Source organism: Arthrobacter antibioticus (assembly GCF_030063205.1).
In the GTDB taxonomy this organism is placed as follows: Bacteria; Actinomycetota; Actinomycetes; order Actinomycetales; family Micrococcaceae; genus Specibacter.
Window position 1 is genome coordinate 87,420 of the sequence record NZ_JASISQ010000004.1, and the last position, 17,020, is coordinate 104,439.

Sequence of the window (17,020 nt, forward strand, 5' to 3'; positions counted from 1 at the left end):
TACTGAGGAACTCACCCAGCCTTGGACAAGTTCCCAGTCTTCACTGACGTGGAGCAACCGCTCTCAGTTCTTCCACAACGGCATAAAGACGGTTGCCCCTATCCCACCGGTACCACCTACACGTGATGTAGACACCGGGTGACAACACCCCAAATATTTATCTCGTCAGTGGAGTCGGCAGCGATCGGGGGCAGAGGAGGGGCAGGTTCAGTGGCCAAGGAGGTGGCGCCGTCGTGCATGAGAAGACGACGGATCAGGAGCTCACCAGCAACGATCGCAACCACCACAGACGCATCACGCGGAGTCAGGGCCCTGTCCACAATAATTTCATCGCCATCTGCGATCCCTGCTCCTGCCATGGAGTCTCCAGCCACGCGCATAATGAAGGTGCTGGTGCGGTCTCTGATCAGGTGACGGTTGAGATCGATCCCGCCCTCAAAATAATCTTGTGCAGGGGAAGGAAAACCGGTCGGTTCATGGCTGCGGGGCTTCCGTGCGGCAGGATCCACACCAAACACATCACCACCGCCTAGAACAAAGATTCGAAAGAATTCTATCTTATCACCGTACTCCAGTGGCGTCTGCCGCCAGTTCACCGGTTCAGAGTGGACCCTCAGCGATGCCGGCGAAGTTATTGAAGCTGTACAGGTGGATGCCTGCCAGCGGCGTTTCCACTGCCGCCAACTGCTCCATGAGTGGCTCGGGGCTGTACTTGCTGCCCCCCAGCAGCCTGCGCCCAAGCGATCCTTGGCCGCTAAGAAAGCGCAGCGAACTGCCCACACCGATCTTCGTCGCGAGCCCTACCAGCTTGGTTCGTGGAATCGCGCCGGCAACGCCAGCCCAGACAGGAAGCTCAATTCCCACTTGCCGAAGTCCTGCGATGTAGCTTTCTATGGTTCCAGCCGAGAAACACATTTGAGTGACAAGGTAATCAGCCAGCTGATGCTTGGCCATCAGCGAGTCCGCCAACTGTTGGGTGCCCATGGCGGGATGGCCTTCCGGATATCCGCCCACACCCATCCGCAGGCTGTGTCCACTAATATCTTCTATCTCCTGCATCAGCGCACCACTTGAGGCGTAGGGACCGTCGGGGCGGCCTTTATCCCCGCCAATGGTGAAAACCTCGGTGATTCCGGCTGCGCTGCACTGCTTAAGAATTCCAACGAGTTGCTGGCGGGAAGAAATGGAGCGGGCTGCAAGATGCGGGACCGCGTTGTAGCCGCGATCCGCCAGTGCTGACGCTGTTTCCATGGTGCGCTCAACCCCGTGGTGGGGAAGGCACGTCACGGTGAGCGTTGTCCCGGACCGAAGCTGACTCGCCACTGCCTCTACAATTCCGTGCGTGGGGATGATTTCCACGCGTAGTGCCGGTGGTGAATTCCCCGTCATGGCTAGTGGGCGGCGATCAGCGAGGCGGCTTCTTGGCGGGTGTGTCCGGAGTCTTCGATGCCATCAGCGATGTGGGCTAAATGCTCGGGGATATCACGGCCCTTTTTACGCATCGCAGTAGCCCAGAGCCGTCCGGCACGGTAGGAAGAACGCACCAATGGCCCACTCATCACACCAAGGAAACCGATTTCTTCTGCTTCCTGATTTAGATCCATGAACTCCTGTGGCTTGACCCAACGATCCACCGGCAAATGCCGCTCGGAGGGGCGTAGATACTGGGTGATAGTGATCAAGTCAGTGCCGGCATCGTGCAGATCCTGAAGCGCCTGGCTAATCTCCGCCCGCGTTTCACCCATGCCCAGAATCAGGTTGGATTTAGTGACCATGCCCTGATCCCGGCCCTGAGTAATAACATCCAAGGAACGCTCATACCGGAACGCCGGACGGATACGCTTGAATATCCGTGGCACCGTTTCCACATTGTGGGCAAACACCTCAGGGGCAGAGTCACAGATCGCGCTAATGTGCTCAGGCTTGCCGGAGAAATCAGGAATCAATAATTCAACCCCGGTGTTCGGGTTCATTTCATGGATCTTACGAACCGTTTCGGCATAAAGCCACACACCCTCATCGGCCAGGTCATCACGAGCCACCCCTGTAACAGTGGCGTAGCGCAGGTTCATTTTCACCACTGAACGAGCCACCTTCGTGGGTTCAAACATATCAATCGGGGAAGGCTTACCCGTATCAATCTGGCAGAAATCACACCGCCTTGTGCACTCGGAGCCACCAATCAAGAACGTGGCCTCACGGTCTTCCCAGCACTCAAAAATATTTGGGCAGCCAGCCTCTTCACACACCGTGTGCAGACCCTCGCTCTTGACAAGGTTCTTCATCGCGATGAACTCCGGGCCCATCTCAACCTTGGCCTTCATCCACTCAGGCTTACGCTCAACCGGAACAGCAGCGTTGCGCTGCTCAATACGCAATAATTTGCGTCCTTCAGGTGCCAACGTCACGAAAATGCTCCTTCTGACCGGCCCGCTTCCACGGAGCCGGCGGATGATATTTGATCTAGCATTCCACCACGTTGACGGCCAGGCCGCCCATGGCTGTTTCCTTGTATTTGGAGGACATGTCGCGTCCGGTTTCACGCATAGTGACGATGACTTCGTCAAGAGAAACCCGGTGCTGTCCATCACCCCACAACGCCATTTTAGCCGCGTTGATGGCTTTGGCTGCGGCGATCGCGTTGCGTTCAATACAAGGAATCTGGACCAGCCCTCCTATGGGATCGCAGGTCAATCCAAGGTTGTGTTCCATGGCGATCTCGGCAGCATTTTCCACCTGTTCAGGTGTTCCTCCCATGACTTCAGCCAACCCGGCCGCTGCCATGGACGACGCCGAGCCCACCTCTCCCTGGCAGCCCACCTCAGCACCGGAGATCGAGGCTTGTTCCTTGTAGAGGACCCCCACCGCGCCGGCAGCCAGCAGGAATTTGAGAACAACGTCATCGATCTTTTCCTGCGGAGCGTTGTGCATCCCGTCAATGTAATGGGTTGCGTAAAACATGACGGCGGGAATAATACCTGCGGCTCCGTTGGTAGGTGCAGTGACCACGCGCCCACCAGAAGCGTTTTCCTCGTTGACGGCCAGCGCTACCAGGTTAACCCATTCCTGCCAGAATTTTGGGTCTCTGTCCGGGTCTTCGGCACGAAGTCGCTGGTGCCAGGCAGGAGCTCTGCGCCGAACTTTCAATCCACCAGGAAGCAATCCCTCGCGGTTGAGGGAAGCGTTCTTGCATTCCTCCATGACGTCCCGGATGTGCAGTAATCCACTGCGGACTTGATCTTCACTGCGCTCCACCAACTCATTGGCGAGCATGACGTCGCTAAAGTTTCCACCCTCCGTGGCACAGTGTGCCAGCAGTTCCACTGCCGTGCGGAAAGGATACGGCAGCAGGGCCTTAGAAGATTCCAATTCTGCTTCGGCTTCATCAACAGCGCCCTCCCGGATGATGAATCCGCCACCCACAGAAAAGTAGGTGGCCTCAAGCAACACATTGCCTGCGGCGTCTTTAACACAGAATTTCATCCCGTTGGTGTGCCTGGGCAGGATGGTCAGCGGATGCAAGATGATGTCCTCGGCTCCGTAGACCAACGGAACACTCCCGCCCACAAGGAGCGGCTCACCAGCAGCAAAAGCGGCCAGCCTGGATTCCACTTCGGCGGGGAGGATCAAATCCGGTTCCCGGCCTTCTAATCCAAGGAGAACCGCTGTCATGGTTCCGTGGCCACGGCCAGTGGCGGCCAGTGAACCGTAGAGATCTACCCGGACCGAAGCAACCTGTTCCAAGGCATGCTGCTGGGCCAGTTCCTTGGCAAAGGCCGCGGCGGCCCGCATGGGACCTACCGTGTGGGAACTGGATGGGCCAATTCCCACTGAAAACAAGTCAAAGACGCCAACAGACATGTGAGTACCTCACTCAAGAGCAAATACTACTCCGGTGCGAATTTCACCGAAGGGCCGGGCGCACCGTGACGGTGCATGCCCGGCCGGACATCCTGCGGGCGCCACCGTCCAAGGCTTCTCCCACAGGATCTAACGCTACCTTTAGGACAAATTGGCCACTGATGGGTAGAGGGGGTGTGCCACTGCTAGCTCACTCACGCGCGTGCGCAGCCCAGTAAGGTCAGCCCCGGCGTCGGCGATGAGAGCCTCGGCGATGATGTCCGCCACCTCGGCAAACGCTTTCTCACCGAACCCACGGGTTGCCAAGGCCGGTGTACCAATCCGAAGGCCCGAGGTCACCATTGGCGGACGCGGGTCAAACGGAACTGCGTTGCGGTTGACAGTGATGTCAATACTTGCCAGACGATCTTCCGCTTCCTGACCGTTGAGCTCACAGCTACGCAAATCCACCAGTACCAGGTGCACATCCGTGCCGCCGGAAATTACTGAGATCCCCTTGGCGCTAACATCGGCTTCCATGAGGCGCTCGGCCAAGATGCGCGCACCGGTGAGCACCCGCTCTTGCCGCTCCCTGAACTCCGGTGTTGCTGCGATTTTGAAAGCCACGGCTTTGCCGGCAATGACGTGCTCCAGCGGACCACCCTGTTGACCGGGGAAGACAGCCGAGTTGATCTTCTTGGCAATCTGAGGTTCGTTGCTCAAAATGATGCCCCCGCGCGGACCGGCCAGGGTTTTGTGCGTGGTGGATGTGGTGACATGGGCGTGAGGTACTGGCGAAGGGTGCAATCCGGCGGCGACAAGACCGGCGAAGTGGGCCATATCCACCATCAGGAATGCCCCTACCAGGTCTGCGATTCGCCGGAATTCGGCGAAGTCCAGTTGGCGGGCGTAGGCGGACCAGCCGGCAACTATGAGCGCAGGCTTGTGCTCAAGCGCCAAACGTTCCACCTCTGCCATGTCCACTTGGTGTGTATCTTCGCGAACTTGGTACGGGACCACGTTGTACAGGCGCCCGGAAAAGTTAATCTTCATCCCATGTGTCAGGTGCCCGCCGTGAGCTAAGTTCAGCCCCATAATGGTGTCTCCGGGCTTGATCAACGCATGCATCACTGAAGCGTTGGCCTGTGCCCCGGAGTGCGGCTGAACGTTGGCAAAGCCTGCGCCAAAAAGATCCTTGACCCGATCGATTGCCAATTGCTCAATAACATCCACATGCTCGCAACCACCGTAGTAGCGCCGTCCCGGGTAACCTTCGGCGTACTTGTTTGTCAGTACTGAGCCCTGTGCTGCCATAACGGCAGCAGCTGTGTGGTTTTCGGAGGCGATCATTTCCAGACCATCACGTTGGCGAGCCAGCTCGGCATCAATCTGAGCGGCAATTTCCGGATCAAGTGAGGCCAGGCTGGCATCCAGGCTTGGTGAGGTGACCTGGACGTAGTCCGCAGTGGTCTCGGCGCGGCTCACAGCTCGCCACCATTGGCAGCTGCGTACTCGGCTGCTGTCAGCAGCGGTCCTTCTGACTCAACATTTACCTTAAACAGCCAGCCCTCTCCGTAGGGATCCGTGTTGATCACGGCCGGATCGTCAACGGCGGCTGTGTTCACTTCGCTGACCACACCGCTCACCGGGGAGAACAGGTCAGAGACGGACTTGGTCGACTCAATCTCTCCGCATTCTTTACCTGCTGTAACCTGCTCCCCTACTTCGGGAAGGTCTACATACACAATGTCACCGAGCGAGTCGGTGGCCACAGCCGAGACACCTATGGTGGCCGTACCCGCAGCGTCGCGGGCAATCCACTCATGCTCAGCGGAATACATTAGTTCAACTTTTATCTTGCTCACGGTGATCCTTCTCCTTGGGAGATTATCTAAAGGGGGAGATTATTTTTGACGCTTATAAAACGGCAATGCCACAACTTCGAACGGCTCGGACTTCCCGCGCAGGTCAACCTCCAACTGGGTTCCCGCTTCGGCGTGGGCAACATCAACATAGGCCAACGCCACGGGATACCCCAACGTGGGGCTGGGCTGACCGGAAGTCACCTCACCAATGACTGCACCGTCGCTTAGAACCGGGTAGTGTCCGCGAGCCGCACGGCGTCCCAAACCCTTCAGGCCCACTAATTTGCGTCCGCTTGTGACGCCGTCGCCGGCTTCCTTGATGGCCGCCAAAGCTTGTTTGCCGATGAAGTCACTCTCTTTGGCCAGTGAAACCACAGGTCCAAGACCAGCGGAGTAGGCGTGGCCGTCGGTGGAGAGTTCATTGCCGTACAGCGGCATCCCAGCTTCCAAGCGCAGTGAGTCGCGAGAGGCCAACCCGGCCGGGATGAGTCCCTGATCCTTACCGTTTTCCAGCAGCGCTTCCCACAGGCCAGCGGCTTCGGCGTTGGGCACGTAGATCTCAAACCCGTCTTCACCCGTATAGCCGGTACGTGCAAGCAGCAGTTCCTGGCCGTTGATGGCCACCTCCGCCGCAGCGTAGTACTTCATGCCTGTCACAAGGGCATGCTGTTCTGGCGGCACTAGTGTGAGCAAAATAGTTTCAGCATGCGGACCCTGCACGGCAATCAGGGAGATTTCATGGGTCACATCCTCAACTGTGACCTCAAAACCTGCTGCACGTTCAGCCAGCAGCGCTGCCACGGTGGCCGCATTGCCTGCGTTGGGGACCACCAAGTATTTCTCATCCCCCAAGCGGTAGGAAATCAAATCATCGATGATTCCGCCGTCTGCGTTGCAGATCAGCGAGTACTTGGCCTTGCCCACAACCACGCTGGAGAGTTTGCCAGCCAGGGCGTAGTCCAAGAATGCGGCAGCCTCGGGGCCGCTCACCCAAATCTCACCCATGTGGGAGAGATCAAACAAGCCCGCTGCTTTACGGACAGCGTGGTGTTCGGCCAGTTCCGAGGAGTATTTCAGGGGCATCTGCCAGCCGCCAAAGTCGGTAAAGGATGCGCCGGCTTTCACGTGCTCTTCATAAAGAGATGTGTGGTTCTGTGTCATGATAATTCCTTTGCCGTGGTGGTTTGCTAAAACAACAGTCCGGGTAAGTGAACTTAGTTATCTTCGAAGTCTTCGATGGGAGGACAGGAGCAAACCAGGTTGCGATCTCCTGCCGCACCGTCAATGCGGCCCACAGGCGGGAAGTACTTGTCTTGGCGAAGGCTCTCCACGGGGAACACGGCTTGTTCGCGCGGGTAGCCGCGGTTCCATCCGGAGTCCACTACGGCGGCAGCCGTGTGGGGTGCGTTGCGCAGCGGGCTATCAAGCAAAGTGAACGCTCCTTGGGCTACCTGGTCGATTTCAGCACGGATGCTGACCATGGCGGAGATGAAGCGGTTGATCTCGCCCAGGTCCTCTGATTCTGTGGGTTCCACCATGAGGGTGCCGGCCACGGGGAAGGACAATGTTGGTGCATGGAAGCCGTAGTCAATTAGGCGCTTGGCTACATCTTCAGCAGTGACACCAGTTTCTGCTGTCAGTGCCCGTAGGTCAAGGATGCACTCATGGGCTACCAGGTCTCCTGCCCCTGTGTAGAGAACAGGGTAGTGCTCGTTGAGTTGGGCGGCAATGTAGTTTGCCGCCAGCAGAGCTGATTTGGTTGCCTGCGTGAGACCCTTGCCGCCCATGAGCTTTACATAGGCCCAGGAAATAGGCAGGACTCCGGCGGAACCAAAGCGTGATGCGGAGATCGGGACACCGGTTGATCCGGTGGAATCTGTGTTGGCATCCCCGGGCATGAAGGGAGCCAGGTGGGCTTTCGCTGCGACAGGGCCAACCCCGGGGCCACCGCCGCCGTGGGGGATGCAGAATGTTTTATGCAGGTTCAGGTGGCTGACGTCTCCACCAAACTGCCCCGGTTTTGCCAATCCTACAAGTGCATTCAGGTTTGCCCCGTCAACGTAAACCTGACCGCCGGCTGCATGGACGGCGTCGCACACCTCGCGAACATCGGCGTCGAAAACTCCATGGGTGGAGGGGTAGGTGATCATGATGGCTGAGAGCTGGTTCTTGTGAGTTTCGATCTTGGCGTTGAGGTCAGCGTGATCGATTGTGCCATCTGCTGCGGTGGCAACAACCACAACTTTCATCCCGGCCAGCACTGCTGAGGCAGCATTGGTGCCATGGGCGGACTGCGGAATGATGCAGATGGTGCGTTGGTCATCGCCACGGGAGAGGTGGTAGCCGCGGATAGCCAAGAGCCCCGCAAGCTCACCCTGAGAGCCGGCATTGGGCTGAATTGAAACCTGGTCGTAGCCGGTGATCTCGCACAGGTCAGCTTCCAGAGACTCGATCAACTCACGCCAACCCTGCGTCTGCGAATCCGGGGCAAACGGGTGGATCGAGGCGAAACCGGGCCATGACATGGCTTCCATCTCGGCTGTGGCGTTGAGCTTCATGGTGCAGGAGCCCAGCGGGATCATGGTGCGGTCTAGGGCCAGGTCACGGTCGCTCAGGCGGCGGATGTAACGCAGCATCTGTGTTTCGGAACGGTGGGTGTTAAAGACCGGGTGCGTGAGGAAGTCTGAGCTACGCAGGGTTTCAGCGGGCAGCGTAAAGTCTGAGCTGCGAGCCTGATCGGTGCCGTCTCCTGCTGGTGCGGCCCCAAACACGGCGGCAACACGAGCTACTATGTCCGGCGTCGTTGTTTCATCAACGGAGATACCTACGTGATCGGCATCAACGGGGCGTAGGTTGATCCCGGCACGCTCCGCCGCTTGAACAAGCACCCCAGCGCGTCCTGGTACGTGAACGGTGAGGGTGTCAAAGAAAGCGTTGTGCACCAGCTCAACCCCGGAGCCCTGTAATGCCGCAGCCAATGTGCGGGCGTGGCCGTGGATTGTTTCAGCAATCGCTTTCAGTCCGGTGGGTCCGTGATAAACGGCGTACATCGAGGCCACAATGGCCAATAGGGCCTGGGCGGTACAGATGTTGGAGGTGGCCTTCTCGCGGCGAATGTGCTGCTCACGGGTTTGCAGGGCCAGCCGGTAAGCTGGCAGCCCGGTGTTGTCCTTGGAGACACCCACAATGCGCCCCGGCAGCGAGCGTTCCATGCCTTCGCGAACGGCCATGTAGGCAGCGTGCGGTCCACCGAAGAACAGGGGCACACCAAAACGTTGGGCCGTTCCCACGGCAATATCCGCACCCTGTTCTCCGGGAGGGGTAATCAGCGTCAGAGCCAGTAGGTCCGCTGCGACTGTGACGAGCGCGCCTCGCTCCTTGGCCGCGGTGATGATGGGTGCGTGGTTAAAGACACGCCCCGAAACCCCTGGCTGTTGGAGTACGACGCCGTTGATCTCACCTTCTGGCAGGCCCAGCGAAAGATCCGCCACTTGAACATCAAAGCCCAAAGCTTCGGCCCGGCCTCTGACGATGGCGATGGTTTGTGGCAGCAGATCCGCGTCAAGAACAGTTTTGGCGTCTGCGGCCGCTTTTGCCTTATTCGCCCGGCGCATGAGCAACACGGCTTCCGCCACCGCGGTTGCTTCATCCAGCAGCGATGCGTTGGCCACAGGAAGTGCGGTGAGGTCGCTAACCATGGTTTGAAAGTTCAGCAGGGCTTCCAAGCGGCCCTGGGAAATCTCCGGCTGGTAAGGGGTGTAAGCGGTGTACCAAGCGGGAGCTTCAAGAATGTTGCGCTGAATCACCGGCGGTGTCACTGTGCCGTAATAACCCTGACCGATCATTTGCACGGCCATGGTGTTTTTGGCTGCGAGTGCGCGCAGTTCACTGAGAACTTCAACTTCGCTGAGTGCAGCCTGGAGCGCCAGGGGCTTTTCTTGGCGAATGGAATCCGGCACTGCCGTGTCTACCAACGAATCCACGCTGTCATAGCCAATGGCCTTCAGCATGCTCTCAACATGGGAGAGCTGGCGGGCGCCAATGTGGCGGTCTGCGAACACGCTCGGGCTTGATTCAATCGTCAAGAGGAACTCCAAAGTACGGCCGTCCCGAAGGTACGGCATGGGTGGGGTTCCTCCCCGCTCTGTCTTGGACCTGAGAGATTCCGCGAAGGAGATTCGCTTTGCACCGTCGGTGAGTCCGGTTACCCGGACTGCTTTCCAGAGTTGCCTCGCCGAAGCGGTACGTGGGCCTGAGAGATTCCTGGGGAGGATTTGCTCCTACGGCGCCGCCACATTGCTGGGAGGACTCTCCCGCTACGGTTCAAAAGGCATATTAAAGTATAGGTGATTCACAACACAGGCTACACCAGAGATCTGAATGAACAAAACCAATCCTTGATACAACACATTGAGAAATTCGTAAAAAGGAGTCATAAGCTAGTTCATGTGACTGAGTTGAACAGCGATCCGGGGGTTGAACAGCGATCGGGGCACGAAGTGAAGGCGGAGAACCGGCCAGGTAACTCTCACCTGCCAGCAAACCTGCCAGCTGGAGGGTCCTGGGATGGACATCGACAGGGCAGCTGCGGGTATCGGCGAGTTCTAGCGGCCCTGGCGTGTGCCGGCGTGGCAACCTTCGCCCAGTTATATTCCTTGCAGGGCTTGCTTCCGTTGGTGTCTCGGGAACTCAATGTCACTGCGGCGCAGGCATCCTTAACTGTTTCAGCCGCCACGGTAGGGCTGGCTGTTGCTGTTTTACCGTGGTCATTTGTTGCTGACCGGTGGGGACGGGTCCCCACCATGGGTCTGGCTGTAATTCTGGCAACCATCTTTGGTTTGCTGGTCCCCTTGTCCCCAAACTTTGGTTTCTTAGTAGTTCTTCGCGTTTTGGAAGGTGCCGCTCTGGGCGGTATTCCAGCATTGGCCATCGCCTACCTCACCGAAGAAGTCAGCGCACGCAGTGCCGGTGCGGCAGCAGGTGCTTATGTAGCTGGTACCACCCTGGGTGGATTGTTTGGCAGGTTACTAGCAGGCCCGGTGGCCGACGTGGCGGGATGGCGCATCGGCACCTTGGCTGTGTCACTGTGCGCGGCTGTGGCCGCCGTTGCGTTCCTGCTGCTGGCGCCGCGACCACAAGGTTTCTTACCGGCGCGTACGGGAGGTTTTGGGGCAGTGCTGGCCAAGCTACTGCCCCAGCTGCAGCATTCCTCACTGGTGGCCCTATACGCACAAGCTTTTTTGCTGATGGGTGCTTTTGTCAGCGTTTACAACTACTTGGGCTTTCGATTAGAAGCTCCGCCCTATCTGTTTCCGGCTTCAGCGGTGGCTCTGCTTTTTCTGGCGTACCTGGCCGGCACGGTATCCTCGCGAGTCGTGGCCATTTTGGCGAACCGTTGGGGCAGACGCTCGGTACTGCTGGGCTCCACCACCGTAATGGCTATTGGGTTGGGCATCACTGTGGCCAGTGAAGTTCCCATCATTCTCATAGGGCTGGTGCTGTTCACTGCCGGCTTCTTTGGTGCTCACAGCATTGCTTCGGGCTGGACAGGCGCCCTAGCCAGCACCGGCCGGGCCCAAGCTTCTTCGCTTTACAACCTCAGCTATTACGCCGGTTCCAGCGTGGTTGGGTGGAGTTCGGGCCTAATTTTTCAACATTTTGGCTGGACAACCATGGCGGGGGCACTGGCACTTCTGGCCGCGTTGGCCGCCATCCTCGCAGTGCTTCTGCTCCCACGGCATCAATAAGGCAAGAAGGCCACCCTTTGAACTGTGACCTGCCCAAACCTGAACCTTTCTCAGTAACAAATCAGTAGCAAGGCCCTTAAAGAGCACCTACCGTTGCGCACTCCTAGCGGGTGCGCAGGCAGTCCCCGGCCGTATGGTGCATGCGCAGCGCTTCAACTACCGGAAACAGCATGATCACGCCCAGTACGGCAAACGTCCACTGGTAGCCCGCCTCGGGCGACGCGGCGGGTGTTCACGCCACAAGGGTTTGCGCGGCATGCAGCACCAACGCACAAACGGCCACACCCAGCCCGGTAGCAATCTGGGCGATTGTGGAAGAAAGAGTGTTGGCACCTGCCATGCCGGCCTTGGGAACGTCAACAAATTGCCGGCAAACACAACCATTGTCATCAGCCCGGCTTCAAAGGCACTCCAACCAAATCCAAGAATGAACATCAGTGGCAGCAAAAACGGCACAGCACTGATCACCAACCGGTATAGCGCCCCGCCACTATTGGCCACCTGGAACGTGTGGATTCGAAGCGCTCGCAGGTCCAGCAGTGGATGCCGGGTGCGTTTGAACCACCACAATGCCGCTGTTATTGCGAGAATTGCCAACCCAAGCAGGGGTGCCACGCCGAACCACGGTGTGGGTGCCGTCCCCACCAGTTCCATGCCAATGACTAAAACCGCCAAGGCACCCCCGCAGAGTATGAACCCTACCCAGTCAGGCGGGGCACCCTTCTGGTGCGAATATCCGGAACCACTCTGGCGGTTGTGATGATCGCGACAATGCCCTGCGGGACGTTCAGTATGAAGATCCAGTGCCAGCTGGCGTAGGTGACAAGCAGTCCACCCAATACCGGGGCCAGCACGGGGGCAATTAGCGCCGGCCAGGTCAGGTAGGCGATTGCTTCCAGGAACTCTTTTTCGTCCGCATCCCGCAGCACAACCAACCGACCCACAGGCCCACAGACCCACAGACCCACAGACCAACCAACCCACAGGCCCACAGGCCCACAGGGACCCTCATGGCCCCACCCAGGCCTTGGAGCATCTTGGCTCCGCGAAGAAAAATGAGATATGGGCTGAGCGCACACAGCAGTGAAGCGATGGTAAAAATGGCAATGGCTTACGCAAATACGCGTCGGGCGCCAAACCGTTCTGCCAGCCAGCCGCTGATGGGGATCCCCACGGCCAAGGTGATGAGGTAGGTGCCGGCAACCAAAAGCGCCAGAGGACGGCTCAAGGAACTGCTGCTGGCCGTCGTCGCACTTTTCAATCCCACCGCCCAAGCACAGCCAAAATCAAGCACAGGTTAGGCGGTCAGCCCCAGCTGGCTCATGCGTTTTGAATGGTTGCGGGTGAGCATGCTCAGAATAGCTGAGACCTCGCCGGCGGCCTGTTCCTGCGTGGCGTCCGGGCGAAGCCCAACCAAGAAGCTGTGCCTGGCCCCGATCCGTTGCACCTGGGTCAGCGCCTCCCCGACCATCCGCCGGCCCCACAACGCGAGCCTGGACGAAAGCCTGGGATCCTCGGAGAGCATCTTCTTTAGTAGAGATGTTAGGACGGAAATCTGTTCCTCGCTGGTGCGTACTTGCGCTATTGCCTCGCGAGTGGGCGCGTCCAAACGTTCGGCAATGGCCGCATAAAATTCTTCAGTAATGGTCTCAACCACATAAGCCTTCATCAATGACTCATGCCAGTCAGCCGGGCGGGTGCGTTCGTGGAAGGCGTCAACCATGCGCTGGTAGGGCGCCATGGCCAACTCCGGGTCCATGCCCATGGCATTGAGCCGGGCACACATCATCTCATAATGGCCAAACTCGCTCACAGCCATCTTACCCAGCACGGCCCTGTCACTAAGCGATGGCGAGTGCCGCGCATCGGTGGCCAGACGTTCAAAAGCGGAGAGCTCCCCGTACGCGATACTGCCCAGTAGATCCACAATAAAGGTGTCATAGCGGGCGCTGAGTTCTCCTGCGGAAACGGAATCATCGGCGTCGGAAGCTGAAATACTCATACCTAACAGCGTAGTGTGTGCCGCGCCGCTATTGCTCCTCGGCTGGAATCGTTTACGCTGAAACAGTGCCGTACTCTCACATTGGCGTCAAAAGTAGCGCCGCGCAAGCGTCCCTTACCCAAGCCTTGGCTGCCTTAAACGTTGAGTTTAAACTGCCGGAGAATTTTGATCCGGAGGTGCTGGCGGAGGTTGAGGCTGTCATCGCCGCCCATCAGTTGCCCAGCACGGACCTCACCGCGCTTCCCTTGATCACCATTGATCCTTTCGACTCCCAGGATTTGGATCAGGCCATGTATCTTCAGCGCAGCGGGGAGGGTTACACGGTCCATTACGCCATAGCTGATGTGCCATCCTTTGTGCCAGTTGGTGGCCCCCTCGATGCCGAAACACGCCTCCGGGGCCAAACGATTTACACCCCGGGTCAGCGCATTCCTTTGCATCCTGCGCGGCTCAGTGAGGGTGCCGCCAGTCTCCTTGCCAACGATCCGCGCTCGGCATACGTTTGGGAAATCAGTTTAGCCGCCGATGGTTCTCAGACCGCCTGCCAGGTGCGCCGTGCCACGGTGCAAAGTATTGCCAAGCTCGGTTATGAGCAAGCTCAGCAGATGTACGACGACGGGAGCGCCCCGGACGCTTATGCCGGCACTTTGGCGTTGCTTGCCGAGATTGGGACAAAACGTATTGAGCTGGAGCGTGCTCGGGGAGGCGCGAGTTTGAATGTGCCGGCCCAGGAAGTGGACTTCGTGGACGGCCGTTATGTTCTGGAGTTCCGGCCAGGTCTGCCCATTGAGGACTGGAATGCCCAAATTTCGTTGCTGACGGGGATGGCCGCCGCCGGGATCATGATCGAAGGAAAAGTGGGTATTCTGCGCACCATGCCTGCCCCTGAAGAGGATGCTGTGACTGCGTACAGGATGCAAACCATTGCCCTCGGCAAGCCATGGAGCACGGCCCTGTCTTATGGGGAGTATCTTCGCACCCTTGACACAACTGACCCCAAACAATTGGCGTTGATGCATGCGGCCGCCACATTGTTCAGGGGCGCCGGTTACACCCCCTTCAATGGCACTGTGCCCGAGCAAGTGATTCAGGCCGCAGTGGCCGCACCCTATGCACACACCACGGCCCCCTTGCGCAGACTAGTTGACAGGTTTGTACTGGCGATTTGTGCGGCTCTGTGTGCCAAGACGGAAGTACCGGACTGGGTTATTGAGGCGCTGGATCAGCTCCCTGAGATTATGTCCGCCTCCAATCAGCTGGCTAATAGGGTGGACAGGGCAGCCATTGACACCGTTGAGGCAGCCCTCCTCAGCCACCGGGTGGGCGAGGAATTTGACGCCATTGTGATTGCTGGGCCTAAAGGAAACGGGCACACCTCCAAACCCTCCGCAGCCCGCAGCTCGATTCAAATAAGCGTCCCGGCAATCACCGCTTATTGTGAAGGTGACCTTGAAGTTGGCACTGTGGTGCGGGTGACGCTGACGGCTGCAGACATCCTCAAGCGTAAGGTGACTTTCGTGCCGTCAGCGAAAAGTTAGGGTGTACGGCTAGACTAATAGGGTAGACATGGATGCCCGGTCGTTGATTGATAGTTTTGAATTCAACAAACCGCCCCTGCGCGCGTCTTATCAGTTCCTTCCGCACACGTCATTGCAACGGCGGAAGGGCACGTTTTTGTTAGCCCGCGATCGGCTTCCCTAAAATTGTGCCGCCGTCCTGCGGTTCCGTGAGCCTTCTTAACAGTGCCCACGTTGAGCCCGGCAGACGGCACCTTGTATAGACGAATTGAACGGTAAGCATTTGAGCATTGAAACAGAGAACCTGCTGCAGGCAGAAGACAGCAACGAAAAAGTTGAAATTGACGGGTCATTGAGCAGCGTTGAGCCGCCCCGTCAAGAAGAGAAGGAAACGTTCGCCAGCTTTGGCGTGCACCACGAGATTGTTTCCTCCCTGTCAGAAGCCGGCATTTTGCATCCTTTCCCCATCCAAGCCATGACCCTGCCCATCGCGTTGACAGGTCACGACATCATTGGCCAGGCTAAGACGGGAACGGGTAAGACCCTCGGCTTCGGCATTCCGGCACTGAACCGCATTGTGGCCCCCAAGGATGAGGGCTTTGACAAGCTTGCGGCCCCGGGTGCACCACAAGCCATGATCATTGTCCCTACACGCGAACTTGCCGTGCAGGTGGCCGGTGACCTTGTCACGGCCTCCAAACACCGCGGCATCCGCATCGCCACTATTTACGGCGGCCGTGCTTACGAGCCTCAGATTGAAGCCCTGCAGAAGGGCGTTGAACTCATTGTCGGTACCCCAGGGCGTCTGATCGATCTGCTTAAGCAGCGTCACCTGAACGTCAAGCACGTGCGCATCGTGATCTTGGACGAGGCTGATGAGATGCTGGATCTGGGCTTCCTGCCCGACGTTGAGACGCTTATTTCCGGCACTCCGGCAGTACGTCAGACCATGTTGTTCTCAGCCACCATGCCCGGCCCTGTTGTTGCAATGGCTCGGCGCTACATGACTCAGCCTACGCATATCCGCGCCGCTGACCCCGATGACGAGGGTTTGACCAAGCGTGATATCCGCCAGCTCATCTACCGTGCCCACAACTTGGACAAGATTGAAGTTGTGGCAAGGATTCTCCAAGCCAACGGTCGTGGCCGCTCCATCATTTTCACCAAGACCAAGCGCACGGCAGCCAAGGTTGCTGAGGAGCTGGTGGACCGTGGTTTCGCCGCCGCCGCAATCCACGGGGATCTGGGCCAGGGTGCACGCGAACAAGCCTTGCGTGCCTTCCGCAACAATAAAGTTGATGTTCTTGTTGCCACCGATGTTGCCGCTCGAGGCATTGACGTTGATGACGTCACACACGTTGTGAACTACCAGTGTGTGGAAGATGAAAAAATCTATCTTCACCGTGTTGGCCGCACCGGTCGCGCAGGTAACAAGGGCACGGCAGTCACGTTCGTTGATTGGGACGATATGCCACGCTGGGGCTTGATCAACAAGGCACTGGGGCTCAGCGTTCCCGAGCCGGTTGAGACGTACTCTTCCTCCCCGCACCTGTACACAGATCTGGACATTCCTGCAGGTACCAAGGGCCGCCTGCCGCGCAACAAGCGCACTCACGAGGGTATTAATGCCGAGACGCTGGAAGACCTGGGCGAGACCGGTAAGCGCAACTCCCCAAAGACCGGTGGGCGCGACTCTTCCCGCGAGGGAGAGCGTAGCGGAAACCAGGGCGGCAACCGCTCAGGTGCCAGCAGGGGTGGCAACCGCGGCGGCAACCGCTCAGGTGCCCATCACGGCGAAAAACGCCGTGATGATACCCAGAGTGCAAGCCGCACTGAGAACCAGACCGGTGAGAACACCACAGGTGAGCAGGCCCAAGGTAAGCCAGCCCAGGGTGGACGGAGCCGTCGTCGGCCATCTGGCGACAGCACAGCAAGCACAACACAGGTTGATGGCGGGGCGGCTGAGACAAAGGCTCCACGGCGCAGCCGCACACGTCGGCGCAACGGTGAAGTCATAGCCAAGGCCGCAAACGGCGAGTAGCCAACTGG

At 58.4% G+C, this 17,020-nt stretch carries 15 protein-coding genes and 2 riboswitches; of the genes, 3 read left to right on the forward strand and 12 right to left on the reverse strand.

Annotation, left to right across the window (positions count from 1 at the left end; genetic code table 11):
* Positions 1 to 116: 116 nt before the first annotated feature.
* From QMG40_RS10200 to gcvP, 8 genes are all read right to left on the reverse strand, one after another.
* Positions 117 to 518, reverse strand: coding sequence for a LexA family protein (locus QMG40_RS10200; protein WP_283531190.1), 402 nt, complete (start codon positions 516 to 518; stop codon positions 117 to 119).
* 82 nt (positions 519 to 600) lie between these two features.
* A complete protein-coding gene (locus QMG40_RS10205; protein ID WP_283530947.1) occupies positions 601 to 1,389 on the reverse strand; it encodes a methylenetetrahydrofolate reductase in 789 nt (262 codons plus the stop codon).
* A 2-nt stretch (positions 1,390 to 1,391) separates the two neighbouring features.
* The gene (lipA, locus tag QMG40_RS10210; RefSeq protein WP_283530948.1) at positions 1,392 to 2,408 is read right to left on the reverse strand and encodes a lipoyl synthase; all 1,017 of its coding nucleotides are present in this window, start codon (positions 2,406 to 2,408) and stop codon (positions 1,392 to 1,394) included.
* Positions 2,409 to 2,463: 55 nt separating this feature from the next.
* Positions 2,464 to 3,861, reverse strand: a complete 1,398-nt coding sequence (locus QMG40_RS10215; RefSeq protein WP_283530949.1) for an L-serine ammonia-lyase — start codon at positions 3,859 to 3,861, stop codon at positions 2,464 to 2,466.
* A 141-nt stretch (positions 3,862 to 4,002) separates the two neighbouring features.
* Positions 4,003 to 5,325 carry a serine hydroxymethyltransferase gene (glyA, locus tag QMG40_RS10220; RefSeq protein WP_283530950.1) on the reverse strand — a complete coding sequence of 441 codons (1,323 nt, stop codon included), beginning with the start codon at positions 5,323 to 5,325 and terminating at the stop codon, positions 4,003 to 4,005.
* The gene (gcvH, locus tag QMG40_RS10225) at positions 5,322 to 5,705 is read right to left on the reverse strand and encodes a glycine cleavage system protein GcvH (protein ID WP_283530951.1); all 384 of its coding nucleotides are present in this window, start codon (positions 5,703 to 5,705) and stop codon (positions 5,322 to 5,324) included. Before gcvH ends, glyA begins: the two co-directional genes overlap by 4 nt.
* Before the next feature lie 39 nt (positions 5,706 to 5,744).
* Positions 5,745 to 6,866, reverse strand: a complete 1,122-nt coding sequence (gcvT, locus tag QMG40_RS10230; RefSeq protein WP_283530952.1) for a glycine cleavage system aminomethyltransferase GcvT — start codon at positions 6,864 to 6,866, stop codon at positions 5,745 to 5,747.
* Positions 6,867 to 6,919: 53 nt separating this feature from the next.
* Positions 6,920 to 9,829: an aminomethyl-transferring glycine dehydrogenase gene (gene gcvP, locus QMG40_RS10235; RefSeq protein ID WP_459252988.1), complete on the reverse strand. Its 2,910-nt coding sequence runs from the start codon at positions 9,827 to 9,829 to the stop codon at positions 6,920 to 6,922.
* Between the two features lie 10 nt (positions 9,830 to 9,839).
* Positions 9,840 to 9,935, reverse strand: a riboswitch (glycine riboswitch).
* Positions 9,936 to 10,031: riboswitch (glycine riboswitch) on the reverse strand. It abuts the riboswitch before it with no gap.
* A gap of 206 nt (positions 10,032 to 10,237) precedes the next feature.
* On the opposite strand from gcvP, the gene QMG40_RS10240 reads away from it, so the two are divergent.
* Positions 10,238 to 11,452: an MFS transporter gene (locus QMG40_RS10240; RefSeq protein ID WP_283531192.1), complete on the forward strand. Its 1,215-nt coding sequence runs from the start codon at positions 10,238 to 10,240 to the stop codon at positions 11,450 to 11,452.
* Positions 11,453 to 11,626: 174 nt separating this feature from the next.
* On the opposite strand, the gene QMG40_RS10245 is transcribed toward QMG40_RS10240, so the two are convergent.
* From QMG40_RS10245 to QMG40_RS10260, 4 genes are all read right to left on the reverse strand, one after another.
* Positions 11,627 to 12,106 (reverse strand): hypothetical protein, encoded by a 480-nt coding sequence (locus tag QMG40_RS10245; protein ID WP_283530953.1) that lies wholly within the window; start codon positions 12,104 to 12,106, stop codon positions 11,627 to 11,629.
* 44 nt (positions 12,107 to 12,150) lie between these two features.
* On the reverse strand, positions 12,151 to 12,396 hold the full coding sequence (locus QMG40_RS10250) for an MFS transporter (protein ID WP_283530954.1): 246 nt from the start codon (positions 12,394 to 12,396) through the stop codon (positions 12,151 to 12,153).
* A 167-nt stretch (positions 12,397 to 12,563) separates the two neighbouring features.
* Positions 12,564 to 12,719, reverse strand: coding sequence for a hypothetical protein (locus tag QMG40_RS10255; RefSeq protein ID WP_283530955.1), 156 nt, complete (start codon positions 12,717 to 12,719; stop codon positions 12,564 to 12,566).
* Between the two features lie 30 nt (positions 12,720 to 12,749).
* Positions 12,750 to 13,454 (reverse strand): ferritin-like fold-containing protein, encoded by a 705-nt coding sequence (locus tag QMG40_RS10260; protein ID WP_283530956.1) that lies wholly within the window; start codon positions 13,452 to 13,454, stop codon positions 12,750 to 12,752.
* A gap of 65 nt (positions 13,455 to 13,519) precedes the next feature.
* Here QMG40_RS10260 and QMG40_RS10265 point away from each other — a divergent pair, with 65 nt between their 5' ends.
* Both QMG40_RS10265 and QMG40_RS10270 read left to right on the forward strand, forming a co-directional pair.
* A complete protein-coding gene (locus QMG40_RS10265) occupies positions 13,520 to 14,992 on the forward strand; it encodes an RNB domain-containing ribonuclease (protein WP_283530957.1) in 1,473 nt (490 codons plus the stop codon).
* 262 nt (positions 14,993 to 15,254) lie between these two features.
* Complete coding sequence (locus QMG40_RS10270; RefSeq protein WP_283530958.1) at positions 15,255 to 17,012, forward strand: DEAD/DEAH box helicase; 1,758 nt, start codon at positions 15,255 to 15,257, stop codon at positions 17,010 to 17,012.
* Positions 17,013 to 17,020 lie beyond the last annotated feature (8 nt).

What these genes read in the sequence shown, in the direction of transcription:
- QMG40_RS10205 (WP_283530947.1), bottom strand. Translation starts at nt 1,389, where the DNA reads ATGACGGGGAATTCACCACCGGCACTACGCGTGGAAATCATCCCCACG.
- QMG40_RS10215 (WP_283530949.1), bottom strand. Translation starts at nt 3,861, where the DNA reads ATGTCTGTTGGCGTCTTTGACTTGTTTTCAGTGGGAATTGGCCCATCC.
- gcvT (WP_283530952.1), bottom strand. Translation starts at nt 6,866, where the DNA reads ATGACACAGAACCACACATCTCTTTATGAAGAGCACGTGAAAGCCGGC.
- gcvP (WP_459252988.1), bottom strand. Translation starts at nt 9,829, where the DNA reads ATGCCGTACCTTCGGGACGGCCGTACTTTGGAGTTCCTCTTGACGATT.
- QMG40_RS10245 (WP_283530953.1), bottom strand. Translation starts at nt 12,106, where the DNA reads ATGGAACTGGTGGGGACGGCACCCACACCGTGGTTCGGCGTGGCACCC.
- QMG40_RS10260 (WP_283530956.1), bottom strand. Translation starts at nt 13,454, where the DNA reads ATGAGTATTTCAGCTTCCGACGCCGATGATTCCGTTTCCGCAGGAGAA.